18 protein-coding genes are annotated in these 18,153 nt (G+C 70.9%); 9 read left to right on the top strand and 9 right to left on the bottom strand.

All coding sequences use genetic code 11. The annotated features are described in order from the left end of the window. The first annotated feature begins 56 nt into the window (after window positions 1-56). The 4 genes from ACT3UL_RS13225 (at window position 57) to ACT3UL_RS13210 (ending at window position 4,699) form a co-directional block, all read left to right on the top strand. Window positions 57-707, top strand: coding sequence for a TetR/AcrR family transcriptional regulator (locus tag ACT3UL_RS13225; RefSeq protein WP_193116220.1), 651 nt, complete (start codon window positions 57-59; stop codon window positions 705-707). Window positions 708-778: 71 nt separating this feature from the next. After that, window positions 779-1,000: a DUF3107 domain-containing protein gene (locus ACT3UL_RS13220; protein ID WP_193116221.1), complete on the top strand. Its 222-nt coding sequence runs from the start codon at window positions 779-781 to the stop codon at window positions 998-1,000. A gap of 177 nt (window positions 1,001-1,177) precedes the next feature. Beyond that, complete coding sequence (locus ACT3UL_RS13215; protein ID WP_444578717.1) at window positions 1,178-2,773, top strand: metallophosphoesterase family protein; 1,596 nt, start codon at window positions 1,178-1,180, stop codon at window positions 2,771-2,773. Window positions 2,774-2,836: 63 nt separating this feature from the next. After that, entirely contained in the window at window positions 2,837-4,699 is a 1,863-nt protein-coding gene (locus ACT3UL_RS13210; protein ID WP_444578716.1) for a DEAD/DEAH box helicase, read from the top strand. Window positions 4,700-4,843: 144 nt separating this feature from the next. On the opposite strand, the gene ACT3UL_RS13205 is transcribed toward ACT3UL_RS13210, so the two are convergent. Together ACT3UL_RS13205 and ACT3UL_RS13200 are read right to left on the bottom strand one after the other, a co-directional pair. Then, window positions 4,844-5,473: a MarC family protein gene (locus ACT3UL_RS13205; RefSeq protein ID WP_444578715.1), complete on the bottom strand. Its 630-nt coding sequence runs from the start codon at window positions 5,471-5,473 to the stop codon at window positions 4,844-4,846. Continuing rightward, complete coding sequence (locus tag ACT3UL_RS13200; protein WP_444578714.1) at window positions 5,474-6,355, bottom strand: PHP domain-containing protein; 882 nt, start codon at window positions 6,353-6,355, stop codon at window positions 5,474-5,476. Window positions 6,356-6,392: 37 nt separating this feature from the next. Between ACT3UL_RS13200 and ACT3UL_RS13195 the strand changes: the two genes are divergently transcribed. From ACT3UL_RS13195 to ACT3UL_RS13180, 4 genes are read left to right on the top strand one after another with little or no spacing between them, the layout of a single operon-like run. After that, window positions 6,393-7,928 carry an aminopeptidase P family protein gene (locus ACT3UL_RS13195; protein WP_444578713.1) on the top strand — a complete coding sequence of 512 codons (1,536 nt, stop codon included), beginning with the start codon at window positions 6,393-6,395 and terminating at the stop codon, window positions 7,926-7,928. Next, complete coding sequence (locus ACT3UL_RS13190; RefSeq protein ID WP_319021490.1) at window positions 7,925-9,253, top strand: magnesium transporter MgtE N-terminal domain-containing protein; 1,329 nt, start codon at window positions 7,925-7,927, stop codon at window positions 9,251-9,253. Before ACT3UL_RS13195 ends, ACT3UL_RS13190 begins: the two co-directional genes overlap by 4 nt. Window positions 9,254-9,255: 2 nt before the next feature. Then, the gene (locus ACT3UL_RS13185) at window positions 9,256-9,957 is read left to right on the top strand and encodes a DUF1003 domain-containing protein (RefSeq protein WP_444578801.1); all 702 of its coding nucleotides are present in this window, start codon (window positions 9,256-9,258) and stop codon (window positions 9,955-9,957) included. Further along, on the top strand, window positions 9,954-11,102 hold the full coding sequence (locus ACT3UL_RS13180) for an Mrp/NBP35 family ATP-binding protein (RefSeq protein WP_193116227.1): 1,149 nt from the start codon (window positions 9,954-9,956) through the stop codon (window positions 11,100-11,102). Before ACT3UL_RS13185 ends, ACT3UL_RS13180 begins: the two co-directional genes overlap by 4 nt. 130 nt (window positions 11,103-11,232) lie before the next feature. On the opposite strand, the gene ACT3UL_RS13175 is transcribed toward ACT3UL_RS13180, so the two are convergent. Then, window positions 11,233-11,646 (bottom strand): twin-arginine translocase TatA/TatE family subunit, encoded by a 414-nt coding sequence (locus tag ACT3UL_RS13175; protein WP_444578712.1) that lies wholly within the window; start codon window positions 11,644-11,646, stop codon window positions 11,233-11,235. A 133-nt stretch (window positions 11,647-11,779) separates the two neighbouring features. On the opposite strand from ACT3UL_RS13175, the gene ACT3UL_RS13170 reads away from it, so the two are divergent. Further along, entirely contained in the window at window positions 11,780-12,442 is a 663-nt protein-coding gene (locus ACT3UL_RS13170) for an O-methyltransferase (RefSeq protein ID WP_444578711.1), read from the top strand. A 210-nt stretch (window positions 12,443-12,652) separates the two neighbouring features. Here ACT3UL_RS13170 and ACT3UL_RS13165 read toward each other — a convergent pair whose 3' ends face one another. The 6 genes from ACT3UL_RS13165 to ACT3UL_RS13140 all read right to left on the bottom strand — a co-directional run bounded on the left by ACT3UL_RS13165 (window position 12,653) and on the right by ACT3UL_RS13140 (window position 18,140). Further along, window positions 12,653-12,823: a DUF3117 domain-containing protein gene (locus ACT3UL_RS13165; RefSeq protein ID WP_193116230.1), complete on the bottom strand. Its 171-nt coding sequence runs from the start codon at window positions 12,821-12,823 to the stop codon at window positions 12,653-12,655. A 78-nt stretch (window positions 12,824-12,901) separates the two neighbouring features. Next, window positions 12,902-13,063 carry a hypothetical protein gene (locus ACT3UL_RS13160; protein ID WP_444578710.1) on the bottom strand — a complete coding sequence of 54 codons (162 nt, stop codon included), beginning with the start codon at window positions 13,061-13,063 and terminating at the stop codon, window positions 12,902-12,904. Further along, window positions 13,060-13,797, bottom strand: coding sequence for an LOG family protein (locus tag ACT3UL_RS13155; protein ID WP_444578709.1), 738 nt, complete (start codon window positions 13,795-13,797; stop codon window positions 13,060-13,062). Before ACT3UL_RS13155 ends, ACT3UL_RS13160 begins: the two co-directional genes overlap by 4 nt. After that, complete coding sequence (locus ACT3UL_RS13150) at window positions 13,794-15,158, bottom strand: APC family permease (RefSeq protein ID WP_444578708.1); 1,365 nt, start codon at window positions 15,156-15,158, stop codon at window positions 13,794-13,796. Before ACT3UL_RS13150 ends, ACT3UL_RS13155 begins: the two co-directional genes overlap by 4 nt. After that, window positions 15,155-16,264, bottom strand: coding sequence for a succinyl-diaminopimelate desuccinylase (dapE, locus tag ACT3UL_RS13145; protein WP_444578707.1), 1,110 nt, complete (start codon window positions 16,262-16,264; stop codon window positions 15,155-15,157). The genes ACT3UL_RS13150 and dapE overlap by 4 nt, the downstream gene beginning before the upstream one ends. 115 nt (window positions 16,265-16,379) lie before the next feature. Beyond that, a complete protein-coding gene (locus ACT3UL_RS13140; RefSeq protein ID WP_444578706.1) occupies window positions 16,380-18,140 on the bottom strand; it encodes an FAD/NAD(P)-binding protein in 1,761 nt (586 codons plus the stop codon). Window positions 18,141-18,153 lie beyond the last annotated feature (13 nt).

Genomic DNA, 18,153 nt, shown 5'->3' with positions numbered 1-18,153 from the left:
CGGTAGAGTGTCACGCATCACTCGGACCCCGTCATCCCCTCCGGAGGTCGATGAGCATGTCTCCGTCACCCACCACACGGATGCCTCGCGCCCAGCGTCGCACCCAGCTCCTGGAGCTCGCCACACAGGTGTTCACCCGGAAGGGCTATCACGGCACGTCGATGGACGACATCGCGGCGGCCGCCGGGGTCACCAAGCCCGTTCTCTACCAGCACTTCGACTCGAAGGTCACGCTGTACCTGGAAGTCATCGACATCATCGCCGTGGGCCTCCTGGCGGAGGTGAGGGAGATCGGCGCCTTCGAGGGCGACACCACGCAGCGGGTGCGCTACGGGATCACCCGTTTCTACGAGCTGATCTCCGTCCAGAACGCCTTGAGGCTGTTCACCGGCAACGAGTCGATCTCCGACGAGGTGCAGGAGCGGGCGAGCGCGGTGCTCGACCAGATGGCGATCGACCTGGCCGAGGTGCTCACGGCATTCCGCGAGATGAGCACGGCGCAGTCGAGGATCATCGGACGGGGGCTCATCGCCGCCACCCAGACCACGGCGCTGCTGCTGCACGACGCGCAGGATGATGTCGAGCGCGAGGAGATCCTCGAGGTCATGTCCACCTTCATGGTGCACGGACTGGCCGGTTTCACGCCTCGGGAGGGCACGGCGGCCACCGGCTCTGCGCTGGGAGCGGACGCCCCCGCCTCGTCCTGATCCGCCGGGTAGGCTTTCTGACATTCAGCATCGGACGTCCCCGCCTCAGAGGCGGAGGGAAGGACATCGCCATGGAGATCCGCATCGGCATCCAGCACTCGCCCCGCGAGATCGTCATCGAGTCCACGGAGAAGGCGGAGGAACTGCTCGAGCGTCTGAACACCGCCGTCGCCGAGGGCTCCCCCGTCACCCTGGTCGACGACAAGGGCCGCACCGTGCTCGTCCCCGGCGCCAAGGTCGCGTACGCGGAGCTCTCCACCGAGGAGCCCCGCCGCGTCGGCTTCCTCGGCTGAGCATCCATGACCTCGTCGTCAACGGGGAACGGTCCGTCGGGATCGGCGGGCTCGGCGGGTACTCCTGGGGGCGCAGAATCCCCCACAGGCACGGATCCTGCCGTCCCGACGTCGGAGGACACCGCCGCTGACCCGGAAACGGCAGCGGAGGCCGCGGCGCGGCATCGCCGTCGCCGGGTGCGCACCCTCCGAGCCCTGCACGTCTCGACCACGACGGTCGTGGCCCTGCTGGGAGCGATCGTGGGCCTCATGCTGGTCCCCGCGACCCGGGTCGACATCGGCCCGCTGACCGCGAGCGTGCACCTGCGCCCGTCGCTGACCTCGGAGACCGTGCTCCTGCTGCCGCCGGTCGGCGAGGTCTCCTTCGACACCCACACGGCCCCCGTGCGCATCGAGGCGCGTGTGCAGGGCGTCGACATCGCCAAGGCCGAGGCGCTCTTCTACTCCAGCACGGGCTTCACCGAGCTCACCCGCACCGCGCCGGAGGCGATCATCCGCGCGGCCGCCCTCAATGCCGTCCTGAACGCCCTGTTCGCGGCCGCCGGCGCCGGTCTCATCGTCGGCCTCACCTTCCGTCGGGTGCGGCGTGCGCTCATCGCCGGCGGCAGCGCCGTGGCGCTGGTGGGCGTCTCGGTCGCGATGACCTCCGTGACGTTCCGACCCGATTCGCTGTACCAGCCGAAGTTCGACGGCCTGCTCTCGCAGGCGACCTACATCGCAGACATCGGCCAGGCCACGGCCGCCGACTACCAGAACTATCGCAGCACCCTCGCGGAGTTCGTGGGTCAGGTCTCCGCCCTGTACATCGCCGCGGACTCCCTGCCCGTGGGACTCGACGAGGACAACCTGATCTCGGTCCTCCATGTCTCCGACATCCACGACAACCCCCAGGCCTACGACGTCATCGAACAGCTGCACACGCAGTTCTCGATCGACATGGTCATCGACACCGGCGACATCGTCTCCTGGGGCACCCCGGTGGAGACCCAGCAGCTGAGCGTGATCGGCGGGCTCGGGATCCCCTATGTCTACGTCAGCGGCAACCACGACGGTGCGGCGTCCGCGGCGAAGATCGCCGAGCAGCCCAATGCGACCGTCGTGGACAACGAGGTCGTCGAGGTCGCCGGCCTGCGGATCGCCGGGATCGGCGATCCCCGCTTCGCCGCGGACGACGACTCCGACGCCGGCGGCTGGCGCGAGGGCACCGAGGCGATGGCCGCGAGCGGATTCCAGCTCGGGGACACCATCACTGCCTACGACGAGGCGCACCCCGATGCTCCGGTCGACCTCGCCCTGATGCATGATCCGACGCAGCCCCAGGGACTCGAGGGTCGCGTGCCGATGGTGCTCTCGGGCCACATGCACACCTCGAAGGTGGAGCTGGACCGGGATGGCTCGGGCACGGACTGGTTCACCGTCGGCTCCACCGGCGGCGCGCTCGCCTCAGGCGGCGTGCTGCCCGTGCTGAAGGGTGACGCCCCGCTCGACCTCACCGCCAGGATGCTCTACTTCGACAAGGACACCCGGCGCCTCGTCGCGTACGACGACATCGTCATGGGCGGCCTGGGCCTGGTCTCGGTATCCATCCAACGCACCCAGATGCCCACGGAGGTCCCGGAGCTCGAGGTCCCCGACGGCGCCGAGACGCCCGAGGCCCCGATCCCCGAGGACCAGGAGGTCGAGCCGGGCAAGGGCCTGCCGGACGAGGAACGCGTCACCCCGACGGATCCGGTCAGTCCGCTCCCCGAGGTCAGCGACGCCGGCGAGGGCTGATGACGGATGCACGGCGGCCCCGGGGGCTACCATGGCAGTGCTTACCCATGACCAGAGAGTTGAATGGTGCCTGAATCCATCCCGCACATCGATGAGGCCGTGTCGGCCTCCCCCGCCGTCGAGCTGAGCTCCGGCACCCCGAACACGAACGAGGCTCCTGTCGCCGTCGAGCCTCAGCAGACCTTCGCGGACTTCGACGTCCGCTCCGACATCGTCGATGCCCTCGCGGCGAAGGGGATCATCCATCCCTTCCCGATCCAGTCGATGACCCTGCCGATCGCCCTGCGCGGTCGCGACATCATCGGCCAGGCGAAGACGGGCACCGGCAAGACCCTCGGCTTCGGCATCCCCCTGCTGCAGGCGGCGATCGCCCCCGGCGAGGACAACCCGGACGACCGACCCATCGGCAAGCCGCAGGCCCTCATCGTGCTGCCCACGCGCGAGCTCGCGGTGCAGGTGGCCGAGGATCTCATCGCCGCGTCGGCCAAGCGGCCGGTGCGCATCCTCACCGTCTACGGCGGTCGCGCCTACGAGCCCCAGATCGAGGCGCTCGAGCGCGGCGTCGAGGTGGTCGTCGGCACCCCGGGTCGTCTGATCGACCTCATGCGCCAGAAGTACCTGGACCTGTCCCAGGTGCGCACCGCGGTGCTCGACGAGGCCGACGAGATGCTCGACCTCGGCTTCCTCGAGGACATCGAGAAGCTCCTGCAGGCTGTGCCCACCACGCGCCAGACCATGCTCTTCTCCGCGACGATGCCCGGCCCGATCATGGCCCTGGCCCGTCGCTTCATGAACCGTCCCACGCACATCCGTGCCCAGGACCCCGATGACGGTGCGCGCACCAAGGCCGACATCAAGCAGGTCGTCTACCGTGCGCACCAGCTCGACAAGATCGAGGTCATGGCCCGGATCCTGCAGGCTCGTGGGCGAGGCCTGACGATCATCTTCATGCGCACGAAGCGCCAGGCGGACCGGGTGGCCGGCGATCTCGCCGATCGTGGCTTCGCCGCCGCCCCGCTGCACGGCGACCTCGGCCAGGGCGCCCGCGAGCAGGCCCTGCGCGCGTTCCGCAACGGCAAGATCGACGTGCTGGTCGCGACCGACGTCGCCGCCCGCGGCATCGATGTCACCGACGTGACCCACGTCGTGAACTGGAACTGCCCGGACGACGACAAGACCTACCTGCACCGCACCGGCCGTACGGGCCGCGCGGGCAAGAAGGGCACTGCGGTGACCTTCGTCGACTGGGAGGACCTGGCGCGCTGGGGGCTCATCGCCCGTCAGCTGGGGCTGGATTCTGCCGAAGCGGTCGAGACGTACTCGACGTCGGATCACCTCTTCGCCGAGCTCGACATCCCCACCGAGGCCAAGGGCACCCTGCCCAAGAACAAGCGCACCCGCGACGGTCTCGAGGCCGAGACGCTCGAGGATCTCGGCGGTCCCGAGAGCGGCCGTGGTGGACGTGACGGCGGACGCGGTGGACGTGACGGGGGCCGTGGAGGCCGCGACGGCGGCCGTGGTGGACGTGACGGCGGCCGTGGTGGCCGCGAGGGCGGGCGCGGCGAACGCAGCTCCGCGCCGCGTGAGGACCGGGCACCCCGTGAGGACCGGGCGCCTCGTGAGGACCGGGCACCTCGTGAGCAGGCGGCCGACGGCACGAGCGATCGTCCCCGTCGCACCCGCTCGCGCACCCGCCGGGTGAACGGTGATGTCGTGGCCGGCTCGGGCGACTCCGCGCCCAGCAGCGCACCGGCCACCAGCTCCGCATCGAGCAGCGCACCGGCCAGCAGCTCCGGCCCCCGGAGCGAGAAGCCGTCCGAGGGAAGCGGCGAGGACCGTACTCGTCGGCGTCGTTCCCGCGGAGGCCGCAGTCGCAGCCGCGGCGGCGAGGGCCAGCAAGCGCAGAGCTCCGGTTCCGACGCCTGACCCACCCGGACATCACGACGGCCCTGCAGCGAGCACCAGCTCGCGGCAGGGCCGTCGTCCTGTTCCAGCCTGCGCAGCTCCTCGCGGGCGCCGGCTGACTCGCGGGAATCACCCGGCTCGCGGGCATCAGCCGACTCGCGAGGATCAGTCGGCGATGACGCCCCACGCGACCAGGAACGACCGGATCGCGTCGAAGATCATCTGCGTGCTGATCGCCGCCAGCAGCACGCCGGAGATCCGGGTGACGAGTGTGACTCCGCCGTCACCCAGCACCCGGGCGATCACCCCCGCGAAACGCATCGCGAGGTACATCGACAGCGCGAGGGCCACCATGGCGATCGCGAGCGAGATGATCCGCGGGGCCTCACCGCCCGTCTGCTGCACGAAGAGCATGACGGCCACGATCGCTCCCGGACCGCCCAGCAGCGGAGTGCCCAGCGGCACCAGGGCCACGTTCACCCCGTCGCTCGCCGCCATCTCGCCCTCCTTGCCGGCGAGCAGCTGGAGCGCGACGATCAGCAGCAGCAGGCCGCCGGAGAACTGCAGCGCCGGCAGCGAGATGTGCATGTAGTCGAGGATGAAGCGCCCGAACACCGCGAACACGGTGATGATCAGCATCGCCACCGCGACGGCGACGAGGGCCGCACGGGACCGCTGCTTCGCGGTCATGGTGCTGGTCAGGGAGAGGAATATCGGGACGGTGCCCGGGGGATCGATGATGACGAAGAGGGTGACGAACACTCCCGTGAGGAAGCTCAGGTCGACCAGGTTCACTTAGCGTATGACCTCGGTGCTGCTCGTGGCGCGGCGGGTGATCGCGTCCAGGACGTCCGGCTGCGTGAGGTTCTCTCCGAGCCGGTTGGGTTTTCCCGCGCCATGATAATCGCTGCCGCCGGTGATCAGGAGGTCGTGGGCGGCCGCGAAGTCCCGCAGCCGCGCGCGTTCGGCCTCATCGTGCTCCCGGTGGTCGACCTCGACGCCCGCGAGACCCGCTTCCACCAGCTCCTCCAGCAGCTCCACGGGCAGGTCCGCATCACGGGTCACGGAGCCGGGATGGGCCACGATCGCCACTCCCCCGGCCTCCCGGATCGCTCGCACCGCGGCGACCGGTGACGGCGCGTAGTACGGCACGTAATAGGGCCCGGACGGCTTGAGGATCTCTCGGAACGCGGCGGAGCGGTCCGGGACGGTCCCATAGGCGACGAGGGCGTCGGCGATGTGGGGCCGTCCGATCACGGTCGACTCGCCGGCGGCCTGCGCTCGCACGTCGTCCCAGGTGATCGGATAGTCCTGGGAGATCAGTTCGACCATCGCACGGGCACGGTCGACGCGGGAGGCGCGGGCCCGGGCCATCTCGGCGGCCAGCTCGGTCTCCGGCGACGGATCCACCAGGAGGGCCAGGACATGGATGCTCAGACTCCCGTGCTCCGCAGAGACCTCGATGCCCGGCACCGCGGCGACGCCGCTCGCGGCGACCGCGGCGGGCAGCTCCTGCCACCCGGCGACCGTGTCGTGGTCGGTGAGGGCGAGGACATCCAGATCAGCCTTCCGCGCACGGGAGAAGAGCTCCCGCACATCGCAGGTGCCGTCGGACCAGGACGTGTGGGCATGCAGGTCGATGCGCGCCGCGCGGGGCTGGTTGGACCGCTCACTCATACGCCCAGCGTAGTCCGCGTCATGAGACCATCGGGGGGTGAGCACCGAGAGCATCGAAACCAGCACAGATCGCACGGACGACACGAAGGACCTCGCGAGCCGCGGAGACACCCGCAGCCAGCGACCCACCAACGAGGCCTTCCGTGAGTTCATCTCCTCCGGGTGGGACGAGACGGTCCCTGATGCGGAGCGCCGCGAGGCCGCGGATTTCACGCCCGCGCGCCGCGATGCCCTGGTGTGCCGTCTGCCCGCGACCCGGCTGGTGCTGCCCGCCGGTGTGCTGAAGGTCCGTTCGAACGACACCGACTACCCCTTCCGCCCGGAGACGGCCTTCGCCTACTTCACGGGGCTCGGCACCGACGAGGAGCCCGACAGCGTGCTCGTCGTCGAGCCGTCGGCCGAGGATCCCGAGCGTGCGGTGGCGACGTACTTCTTCCGCCCGCGCGCCGGCTTCGACACCTCGGAGTTCTACGCCGACTCCCGCTACGGCGAGATGTGGGTGGGGCGGCGCCCCACCGTCGCCGAGGCCTCCCAGCGTCTGGGCATCGAGGTGCGCCACATCGACGAGCTGCGCGACCATCTCGCCAAGGACGTCGGGGCCCAGCTGTCGCTGTCGGTCATGCCCTCGGTCGATGCCGCCGTCGAGGCGATGGTCCAGGAGATCCGCACCCAGAACGGCCTCACCGACGGAGCCGACGCCACGGCGGAGTTCGACCGTCTGAAGGAAGCCGCGAGCGAGCTGCGGCTGGTCAAGGACGAGTACGAGGTGCGCCAGATGCGCGCGGCGGTCGATGCGACCATCCGCGGCTTCGAGGACGTCATCACCCGCCTGCCCGAGGCCGTCGGCCATGAACGCGGCGAGCGCGTCATCGAGGGCGTCTTCGCGGCCGCCGCGCGCGCCGAGGGCAACGGCGTCGGCTATGACACCATCGCCGCCGCCGGCGACCACGCCTGCACCCTGCACTGGACCCGCAACACCGGGGCGGTGCGCGGGGACGAGCTGGTGCTGATCGACGCCGGCGTCGAGATCGATTCGCTGTACACGGCGGACGTCACCCGTACCCTCCCGGTCTCGGGGAGCTTCTCCCCCGTCCAGCGCAGGGTCTACGAGGCCGTGCTCGAGGCCGCCGACGCCGCCTTCGCCGTCGCCCGCCCGGGTCTGCACTTCCGTGATCTGCACACCGCGGCGATGACGGTCCTCGCCGCCCGCCTCGAGGAGTGGGACCTGCTGCCCGGCACCGCCGCGGAGTCGCTCTCCCCCGAGGGCCAGTGGCACCGTCGCTGGATGCCCCATGGCACCAGCCACCACCTGGGCATGGACGTGCACGACTGCGCCCAGGCCCGCCGCGAGATGTACCTCGACGCCGAGCTCGAGCCCGGCATGGTCTTCACCATCGAGCCGGGGCTGTACTTCAAGGAGAACGACCTGCTGGTCCCCGAGGAGCTGCGGGGCATCGGCGTGCGTATCGAGGACGACGTCCTGGTGACCGAGGACGGCGTGGAGAACCTCTCCGCCGCCGCCCCGCGCCGGGTCGAGGACGTCGAGCGCTGGATCGCAGAGCTCCGGCGGTGAGCACCACGTCGCCGCCGCGCTTCTACGCGGCACGTCTGGTCGGCACCACCGTCTTCGATCCCCTCGGGGATGCCGTCGCACGGGTGCGGGACATCGTCGTGCTCCCGCAGTCGCGCGGCGCGGCGCGCGCCGTCGGCCTCGTGGTCGAGGTCGCCGGCAAGCGACGCGTGTTCCTCCCGATCACCCGTGTCACCGCCATCTCCCCGGGCCAGGTGATCTCCACCGGGGTGCTCAACGTGCGCCGTTTCGAGAAGCGCTCCGGTGAGCTCCTGGTGGTGGGCGACCTGCTCGATCGTGCGGTGACCCTGACCGACGGCACCGGCGGGGCGACGGTGCTGGACATCGCGCTGGACCAGAACCGGCACAAGGACTGGGAGGTCTCCCGGCTGCACCTCCGGCGCCCTCGCCGTGGCAGCTCCTTGAGCCGTCTCGTGTCCCGCGGCGAGACACTCACGGTGGAGCTGAACGAGGTCACCGGCCTCTACGGCACCCAGGAGGAGCAGTCCGCGCATCTGCTGGCCGCGTCCTACCAGGACCTCAACCCCGCCGACCTCGCCGAGATCCTCCAGGAGCTCGACGCGAAGCGCCGCATCGAACTGGCCGGGGAGCTGGCCGACGAGCGCCTGGCGAACGTGCTCGAGGAGCTGCCCGAGGACATCCGGGTCGAGGTCGTCACCGGGCTGGACGCCACCCGTGCGGCGGACATCCTCGACGCGATGGACCCCGACGACGCCGCGGACCTCGTCCAGGAGCTTCCCGAGCAGGTCGCCTCCCAGCTGCTGAACCTCATGGAGCCGGAGGAGGCCGAGGACGTCCGTCGGCTCCTGGCCTATGACGAGTACACCGCCGGCGGCATGATGACCACGGAACCGCTCATCGTGGCCCCGGAGACCCCGGTCGCGCACTGCCTGGCCATGATCAGCCGAGAGGCGCTGCACGCCGCCCTGGCCTCGACCGTGCACGTGTGCCGCTCCCCGCTGGAGACCCCGAGCGGGAAGCTGCTGGGCATCGTCCATTTCCAGCAGCTGCTGCGGGAGCGTCCCGACCGGCCCGTGGGCGAGATCCTCGACAACGACAAGGTCGCCGTCCGCCCCACCGCACCGCTGTCCGCGGTGACCCGCGAGATGGCCACCTACAACCTCGTCTCGATCCCGGTGATCGACGAGGAGGGCCGCCTGCTGGGGGCGGTCACCGTCGATGACGTGCTGGACCACATGCTCCCCGATGACTGGCGCGAGCAGGACGAACCCGTTCCCACCACCGGACAGATCGACCTGTCCGAGATCGCCCGGGCCACCGCCCGTGATACCGCGAAGGAGGGCTGATGATGGCCGAGCACAACCCTGCACCGCTCGATGATCCGTCGCCCCGCCGCACCGCCCTCCTGCGCAACCCGTTCCGCGGAGATGCCTTCGGCCGCGGCGCCGAAGGGTTCGCCCGCATGATGGGCACCCCGGCCTTCCTGGTCGGGATGACGCTGTTCTGCGCGATCTGGCTGACCTGGAACTCCCTGGCCCCGGTCTCCGCGCAGTTCGATCCGCGCGCGCTGAACTTCACCCTGCTCACGCTGATCCTGTCCCTGCAGGCCTCCTACGCCGCGCCCCTGCTGCTGCTCGCGCAGAACCGCCAGGACGACCGCGACCGGGTGCAGGCCGAGCAGGACCGCCAGTCCAACGATCGCAACCATGCGACCACGGACTTCATCACCCGCGAGATCGCCTCGCTGCGTCTCGCGCTCAACGACGTCGCCACGCGCGACTTCGTGCGCGGCGAGCTGCGCGATCTGCTCGAGGACCTCGAAGCGGACCAGTCGGGGACCGAGGGTCGCACCGCGGTCGGCGGGCGCGGCTCCCGGGGGGACCGCGGCGCCGCTGGCCCGCTGGACGCGGACTCGCTGCGCACCATCCTGCGTGAGGAGATCGATGCCGTGCTGAGCGAGCGCGAACGCACCGGCTCGTCCGACGCCTCCGACAGTTCCGGCACCGCCGGTCTCCCGATCGAACTCCCGAAGGAGCAGAACACTCTGTGACCACCGCTGATTCCGTGCCCGCCGACGACCGTGTCGCCCAGATCCATGAGGCGCTGGCCGGGGTGATCGACCCCGAGATCCATCGGCCCATCACCGAGCTCGGGATGGTCGACTCGGTGACCGTGGATGACGAGGGCATCGCCCGCGTGCAGGTGCTGCTCACCATCGAGGGCTGCCCCATGCGCGATCGCATCGAGCGGGACACCGCCGAGGCGACCGCGACGGTCCCCGGGCTCAGCCGGGTCGAGGTGAGCACGAGCGCCATGACCGAGGAGCAGCGGCGCGAGCTCACGGACCGGCTGCGCCAGGGGCGCCGCCAGATCCCCTTCAACCAGCCCGGATCGCTCACCCGGATCTACGCGATCTCCTCCGGCAAGGGCGGTGTCGGCAAGTCGACGGTGACCGCGAACCTCGCCGCCGCGATGGCCGCCGACGGGATGCGGGTCGGGGTCATCGACGCCGACATCCACGGTTTCTCGATGCCCGGCATGTTCGGCATCACCGACCAGCCCACCAAGGTCTCCGATCTGCTGATGCCGCCCGAGGCGCACGGCGTGGCCGTCATGAGCATCGGGATGTTCGTGCCGGAGGGCCAGGCCGTGGTGTGGCGCGGCCCGAAGATGCATCGGGCGATCGAGCAGTTCGCCTCCGACGTGTTCTGGGGTGACCTGGACGTGCTGCTGCTGGACCTGCCGCCGGGCACCGGCGATGTGGCGATCTCGGTCGCGCAGCTGCTGCCCGGGGCCCAGATGGTCGTGGTGACCACTCCGCAGCAGTCCGCCGCCTCGGTCGCGGAGCGGGTCGGCTCGCTCGCGAGCTCCACGGAGCAGGAGATCGCCGGGGTGGTCGAGAACATGGCCGGCCTCACCCTGCCCGACGGCACGGTGATGGACGTCTTCGGCTCCGGTGGCGGCGACCGGGTCGCCGAGACCCTGGCGGGGGCAGTCGGTCATGACGTGCCCGTGCTGGGCCGTATCGGCCTGGATCCTGCTCTGCGCGAGGGCGCCGATCAGGGGATCCCGCTGGTGCTCTCCTCCCCGGACTCCCCCACGTCGATGGCGCTCAAGGGCGTCGCCCGGGCGCTGGTGCGCAAGCCGCGCGGCCTGGAGGGGATGAAGCTGCCGCTGACCGTGGCGCGGCACTGAGCATCACGCCGCACGCGGGGTCACCCGGTGCAGGCACGAGGTGCTGACTGCCGGGTGGTGCAGAGGGCCGGGTCCTGAGTGCTGGGTGCTGGGTGCAGGGTGCAGGGTGCAGGGTGCAGGGTGCTGAGGCTCAGGTGGCCTCGGGGTCGAAGGGGGCCCGCTTGGGGCCGTCATCCTTCGAGCCCTTGGAGGACTTGGACTTGGACTTCGACGCCGCACCTGCCGCTCCGGCCCCGGCGGCGACGGAGAGCGACTCCTTGCTGGGCAGCAGCTCCTCGATGTCCGTGTCGCCCCAGGCTTCACGGATGATGCGACGGGGATCGTACTGGCGAGGATCGTACTTCTTGAGATCCTCCATGGCGATGCCCATCTCGTCCTCGACGGTCGCCCGGGAATCATCGACCCAGCGACGCGCCTGACGGACCCACTGCACGAGCTGGCGCGTGACGTCCGGGAGCCGCTGCGGGCCGACGATCACGAGGAACACGATGATGAGAATGACGAACTCCCACCCGCCGAGTCCCATGAATCCGGTGCCGCCCATGTCCCACCTGTACGTGTCGTCCGCTGGTATGCAGTGCCATTATGGCATCGCACACGGCTGCGGGTTCCCAGCCTCGCCAGGTTCCTGACATAGTCTGGGCCAGATCGTACGGGCCCACGGAAAGGATGCAGTCATGTCGTCGGGAAAGGTGGCCAGCTGGGCCCATGGTGAGGAGTTCGTCGACGAGGCGATCCTCTTCGCCGACGACGGCGTCCTCGCCCGTGCCAGGGAGAGGGGCAACGAGCTCGGAGCGACTCCCGTGCTCCCCGGGGCCGGTGCGCTGATGCGCGTGCTCGCCGCGGCCGTGCAGGCGAAGTCGGCCGTCGAGATCGGCACCGGCAGCGGCGTCGGCTCCCTCTATCTGCTCTCCGGTATGCATCCGGACGGCGTGCTGACCACGATCGACCCCGAGGTGGAGAACCAGCGGGCGGCGCGTCAGTCTTTCACCGAGGCGAAGATCCGTTCACCGCGGGTGCGCACGATCGCGGGCAACCCTCGCGATGTCGTCGGTCGCCTCACCGATCACGCCTATGACCTGGTGAGCTTCCCCGCGCAGGCCCCGCACGCGCTGGATCTGCTCGCCCATGCCCGTCGGCTGCTGCGCCCGGGCGGCGTCCTGGTGATCCCCCACGCGCTGTTCCACGACCGGGTCGCGGATCCGGCCGCGCGTGATGCGGACACCCGTTCCGTGCGCGCCCTGCTCAAGGCCGTCGCCGACTCCGAGGACCTGGTGCCCGCGCTCGCGGGCAGCGGCGACGGAGTGCTCGCCGCGGTCCTGCGTCCCGTCTCGGCCTGAGCGGCCGCCCTCCAGTCTGAGCCGTTGTCGTCCGGTCTGAGGCGATCAGCTCGGACGGGGACCGACGCGACCTGATCATTTCGGGCCTGATGGAACACGGCTGTTCAGATCGGACCTGATGGGATCGGGCCACCCAGCTGGCCCAGCACGGACGACGACAGCCCCGCACCTGGTAGGTGCGGGGCTGTCGACGGCGGCCTGGCCCGGCTGTCAGGACGGGATGACGCCCTGCAGGGCGTCACGAAGCTCCACGGCTTCCGACGCGGCGATCTCGACGACCAGACGGCCGCCTCCCTCGAGCGGAACCCGCATGATGATGCTGCGTCCCTCTTCCACGACCTCGAGCGGACCGTCCCCGGTGCGCGGCTTCATAGCAGCCATGGCGTGCCTCCTTGATGGTGTCGCTGCCCAGAGTGGCTCCCCCGGACGGGGCCTCCGGCAGCGCGCGTACGGTGGCTATTATCTCAGGTTCTTCGACCGGATCGAGCGCCTTGCCCGCCGACGCCTCCGCGGAGCCTCGATTCCGGCCCCGATCCGGCCTGTCGCGAGCAGCACCATGAGCACGGCGACCACCGCTGCGACCAGCAGGAGCAGCAGCACGATGGGGGTGACTGCGGTCATCTCCGAGCCGCGTCGCGCAGCACGTCGAGAGCTTCCTGCGCGGTGTCGACCACGCGCAGCAGGTCGATGTCGCCGGGGTTGATCGTGCCACCGTCGAGAACAGCGCTGGTCAGCCAGTCGATCAGGCCCTGCCAGTAGGCGCGGCCCACGAGCACCACGGGGAACATGTCGATCTTGTGGGTCTGCATGAGGCACAGCGCCTCGAACAGCTCGTCGAAGGTGCCGAAGCCGCCGGGCATCACCACGAAGCCGCTGGAGTACTTCACGAACATCGTCTTGCGGGCGAAGAAGTACCGGAAGTCGACGCCGAGGTCGACATACTCGTTCATCCCCTGTTCATGGGGCAGCTCGATCCCGAGGCCCACGGAGATCCCGCCCGCCTCCTGGGCGCCCCGGTTTCCCGCCTCCATGATGCCGGGGCCGCCGCCGGTGATCACGGCGTAGCCGAGATCCACGACGCCCCGGGCGATCTCGAGGGCGCACTGGTAGGACGGGTCGTCCTCGCGCAGCCTCGCGGAGCCGAAGATCGAGATGGCTGGCCCCAGCTCGGCGAGGGCCCCGAAGCCCTCCACGAACTCCGACTGGATGCGCATCACCCGCCACGGGTCCGAATGCACCCACTCACCGGGTGCGTTCTCCTCCAGCAGCCGCTGGTCCGTGGTGCGGGTGGGGCGCTGGGTGCCGCGCAGGGTCACGGGCCCTTTGCGGTGCCGTTCTCGTTCCTCGGGAGTCATGGGGCGAGCGTAACCGCTGCCGCGGCGATCCGGCGGCGGCGCAGCAGCAGCACCACGGCCCCGAGCACCGCCCAGATCGCGCCCACGATCAGCGCGAGAGGGCTCGAGGCGGTGAGCACGGCGATCAGCAGTCCGGCGCCGACGATGGGAACGATGACGTGACGCAGCGGGCGCACCGGGCCACCGCGGCGTCGCACCACGAAGTAGCCGATCACCGAGGCGTGCACGAGCACGAATCCGGTGATCGCGCCGACGTCGACCATCGAGGACACGATGTCCAGCCCGTCGCCCCGGCTCGCGGCCCACACGGCGATCAGGACGTTGCCGGTGGCGGCCACGAGCAGGCCGACGATCGGCACCCCGGTGCGGGCCGAGACCCGGGAGAAGATGGACGGGAGGGACCCGGAGCGGCCCATGTCCCAGATGATGCGGCTCGCGGCCGCCTGGCCCACGAGGGCGCTGAAGATCGCGCCGATCGCCTTCGCGAGCGCGAGCAGCCAGTGCAGCAGCGGGGAGATCGAGGAGTCGACCATCGCGTAGTAGGCATCGCCCTGGAGGGAGGGGTCGGCCTGCAGCTCGGCCGTGGTCACCGGGGAGAGCAGGGCGCCGAGGTAGGTCTGGATCATGAACAGCGAACCGGCGACGATCAGGCAGATCAGCGTCGCCCGGCCCACGATCGAGACCCGTCCGCGGGTCTCCTCCGCGAAGGTCGCGAGGGCGTCGAAGCCGAGGTAGGACAGCACGGCGACGCTCACGGCGCCGAGCACGAGCCGCGGATCGAGCCCGGCCGTTCCCCCGGTGAAGGGATCCAGCCAGCCGCGCACCGGCCCGCTGGTCGCGAGCACCACTGTCCCGGCGACGACGACCGCAGCGAGCACGACCACCTCCACCAGCACGACCACGGTCGAGACCCACGCGGTGACGGTGACCCCGGCGAGGTTGAGTCCCGTGGAGACGACGACCGCGACCAGCACCAGCACCCAGACCGGGATCTGCGGGAACAGCGAGTGCAGGGCGATGCCGCTGAAGAGATAGGCGACCGACGGGATCAGCAGGTAGTCCAGGAGCATCATCCAGCCGCCCATATGCCCCACAGAGCGGCTGATGCCCTCGGAGGCGTAGGCGAAGACGCTGCCGGCACGCGGCACCGCGGCGGACATCAGCGCGTAGCTCGAGGCGGTCAGGGCCATCACGAGCGTGGCGACCAGATAGACCACCGGCACCACGCCGCCGGACTTCGCGTCCAGCGTGCCCCAGACCCCCACGGCGGCCGCCGGGCCGATGAACACGAGGCCGTAGGCGAGCAGCTGCGGCAAGCTGATGCTGCGCCGCAGACCGGAGTCGGCGGGGCGCTCGCTCACCGTGCGGGCACACCCAGCCACCGACGCAGCGCGGCGAGCGCCACCCGGAGGTCCTCGAGCGGCACGTGCTCGTCATCGGTGTGGGCGAGCAGCGGGTCGCCGGGACCGAAGTTCACCGCGGGGGTGCCGAGCGCCGAGAAGCGGGCCACGTCGGTCCAGCCCTGCTTGGCGGAGACGGGCACGTCGCCGAGGGCGGCGAGGAAGTCGCGGGCCGCGTCGTCGCCGAGGCCGGGCAGGGCGCCCGCGGCGGAGTCGGTGACCACGATGTCGAGGTCGAGTCCGGTGAGCACCTCGCGCACATGCGCCTCGGCCTGCTCCGGGGTGGTGTCCGGGGCGAAGCGGTAATTCAGGGTCATGCGGGCGAGATCGGGGATGACGTTCCCGGCGATGCCCCCGGAGATCGCGACGGCGTTGAGGCACTCGCGGTACTCGAGGCCGTCGATCACGGCGCGGCGCGCCTCGTAGGCCGCGAGCCGCTCGAGCACGGGGGCGAGGTGGTGGATCGCGTTGTCCCCCACCCAGTCCCGCGCCGAATGCGCGGCGGTCCCACCGGCGGTGACCTCGAGCTTCATGGTGCCCTTGCAGCCGCCCTCGACGCCCGCCGAGGTGGGCTCGCCGAGGATCGCGAAGTCCGCCTCGAGATGCTCGGGATGCTCGGCGGCGATGCGGGTCAGGGAGTTGTCCGCCGCAGCGACCTCCTCGTGATCGTAGAAGATCCAGGTGAGGTCCACCGGAGCGGCGTCGGCCTCGACGGCGAGCTTGAGGAACACCGCGTCGCCGCCCTTCATGTCGCACGTCCCGCGCCCCACGAGCTCCTCGCGGCCGTCGCGGGTGCGGCGGGAGGAGGGGAGGTTGTCGGCGACGGGGACGGTGTCCAGGTGACCGGCCAGCAGCACGCGGCGCTCGAGGCCGCGATCGGTGCGGGCGATGACGGTGTCGCCGTCGCGGATCACCTCGAGGTGGTCCGCGTGCTCGCGCAGCGCGGCCTCGACCGCGTCGGCGAGCGCCCCCTCGTTCCCGGAGACGGATTCGATGTCGACGATCGCGGCGGTGAGCTCGACGATGTCGGCGTGGGGATCCAGGGCAGGGGCGACGCTGTTGTGCATGCGGCCATTGTGCCCCTCCCGTTGCGCCCCTCCGGTTGCATCCCTCCGTCGCACCCCTCCGGGTGTGCCCCACCGGTCGCGGGTCTCGCGAGCGCGGGCTTCGGGAAGGTGGGGCTCAGTCCGTGCCCAGCGCCCCTCCGGCGCGAGCCAGCCGCAGGGCGACCACCTCGGCATGGCGCAGGAGCTGGGCGGACGTTCCCGGCTCCGCGCTGATCGCCGAGCCGGGCTGCGCGGTGCTCACGGGCACGCCCACCAGGAGCCGACGCTCGTAGACGGTGTCGTCGAGGCCGACGGGCGCGTACAGGCCGTCTACCGCGATCGACCCGGTGAGCATCCGGCGCCGACTGCCGCGGGAGGCCCAGGAGTCCTTCTGGACCTCGCCGCGCTCGCGCCAGGCGCCGAGGAGCGGGCTGCGATAGGCGGGCAGGTCCACCGGCGGCAGATGGGCCTCGAGCACGCCGTCGCACAGCGTGGTCTCCCCGTCGGCCGAGCGCACCACGAAGCGCCCCGCCTCGTCATCGATGTCCAGGTGCATCCGCGGGCCGGCGAACCGGACCAGCCCGGCCTCCTCGAGCGCGAGCACCTGCCGGGCTCGCAGCACCGGCGGTCCCGACGCCCAGGAGGCGAAGGCGTTGCGCAGGTGCTTGTCGATGTCGCCGCGCACCGATTCCGTGGTGTAGGCGCCGAGGTCGACCAGGCGGTTGACCTGAACGCGCAGGGCGATCAGCACCCGATACACGAGCAGCCAGGCAGGGTCCGGCCGCGTCGCATCGTCCAGGGCCCGCCGCAGCACGTCGCGCGTGTGCCGGTGCGGATCGGCGCTGCCCCCGCCGCGCCGGCCGAAGGGGAACAGCAGGTGCAGCAGGGCGTCGTCGGTGGCGAGCTCGCTGTGGCCCGCCTCGTCCAGCGCGCGCCGCAGCTCGGCGAGCATGAGCGGCATGACGTCGCGTTCGTGGTCCACGCCGGCGGAGCGCACCGCAATCTCGAGCACCCGCTCACCGGTGAGGATCTGCGGCGTGTAGGGCGCGGGCACCTCCGCCCCGAGGTCGGGCTTGGGCCGGTAGACCATGCCGGAGCGCGAGCCGACGATCAGCACCGGCTCCTGGCCGCCGGGGAGGTAGCGCAGGCCCGACGGGGTCGTGTCATCGCGGACGAACCGGCCGCCGGCGACGGCGGTGAGCATGCCGACCGCGTCGTAGAAGTTCAGTCCCATCCCCTGCACGGCGACCGTCTCCCGGCCCAGCAGAGCGGCGTAGTCCACGTCCAGGGGGTTGGCGGGCGCGAGGTGCACCAGGCCGTGGCGCTCGGCGGCATCCGCGAGCTGCTGGGAGCGGGGCCCCAGCGCGGTGGGCAGGTGGCCCAGGGCGAGCGCGACGGCGTCGGCGCGCAGCACACGCCCGTCGTCCAGCCGCACCCGCTGGATCCCGTCGGCCGGTCCGGTGACGTCGACGGCCACGGCGGCGTGATGCACGATCCGCAGGCGAGCAGGGTCGGCATCGGCCTCGGCGGTCGCCAGCACGTGGGCGAGATAGCGGCCGTGGGCCGCGCGGGAGGCGAAGTCGCTCGGGCCGAGGCCCTCCGCGGCGAGATGATCGGCCAGGGTCTCGGTGCGCGGCGCGGGCACCAGCGGGTGGCAGGAGGCATCGGGATACATCGTGGTCTGGCAGGTGGTGGTGTTCATCAGCAGCACGTCGGGCTGGTCGTGCCGCCAGACGGCGCCGCCGCGGCCGACGTAGGGATCGATGAGGTGCACGGTGAGCCCTCCGTGCCAGTCCTCCCGATGGGAGGCCGCGACCAGGCGCTCGATGATCGCTGTCCCCCGCGGACCGGCACCGATCACGGCGACGGTGCGGGCGGGGTCGGTGGCGGCGGTCATCGGACCAGTATGG

The organism is Brachybacterium sp. 107 (assembly GCF_052379725.1).
GTDB lineage: Bacteria > Actinomycetota > Actinomycetes > Actinomycetales > Dermabacteraceae > Brachybacterium.
This window is presented reverse-complemented; position numbering and strand designations above follow the sequence as displayed.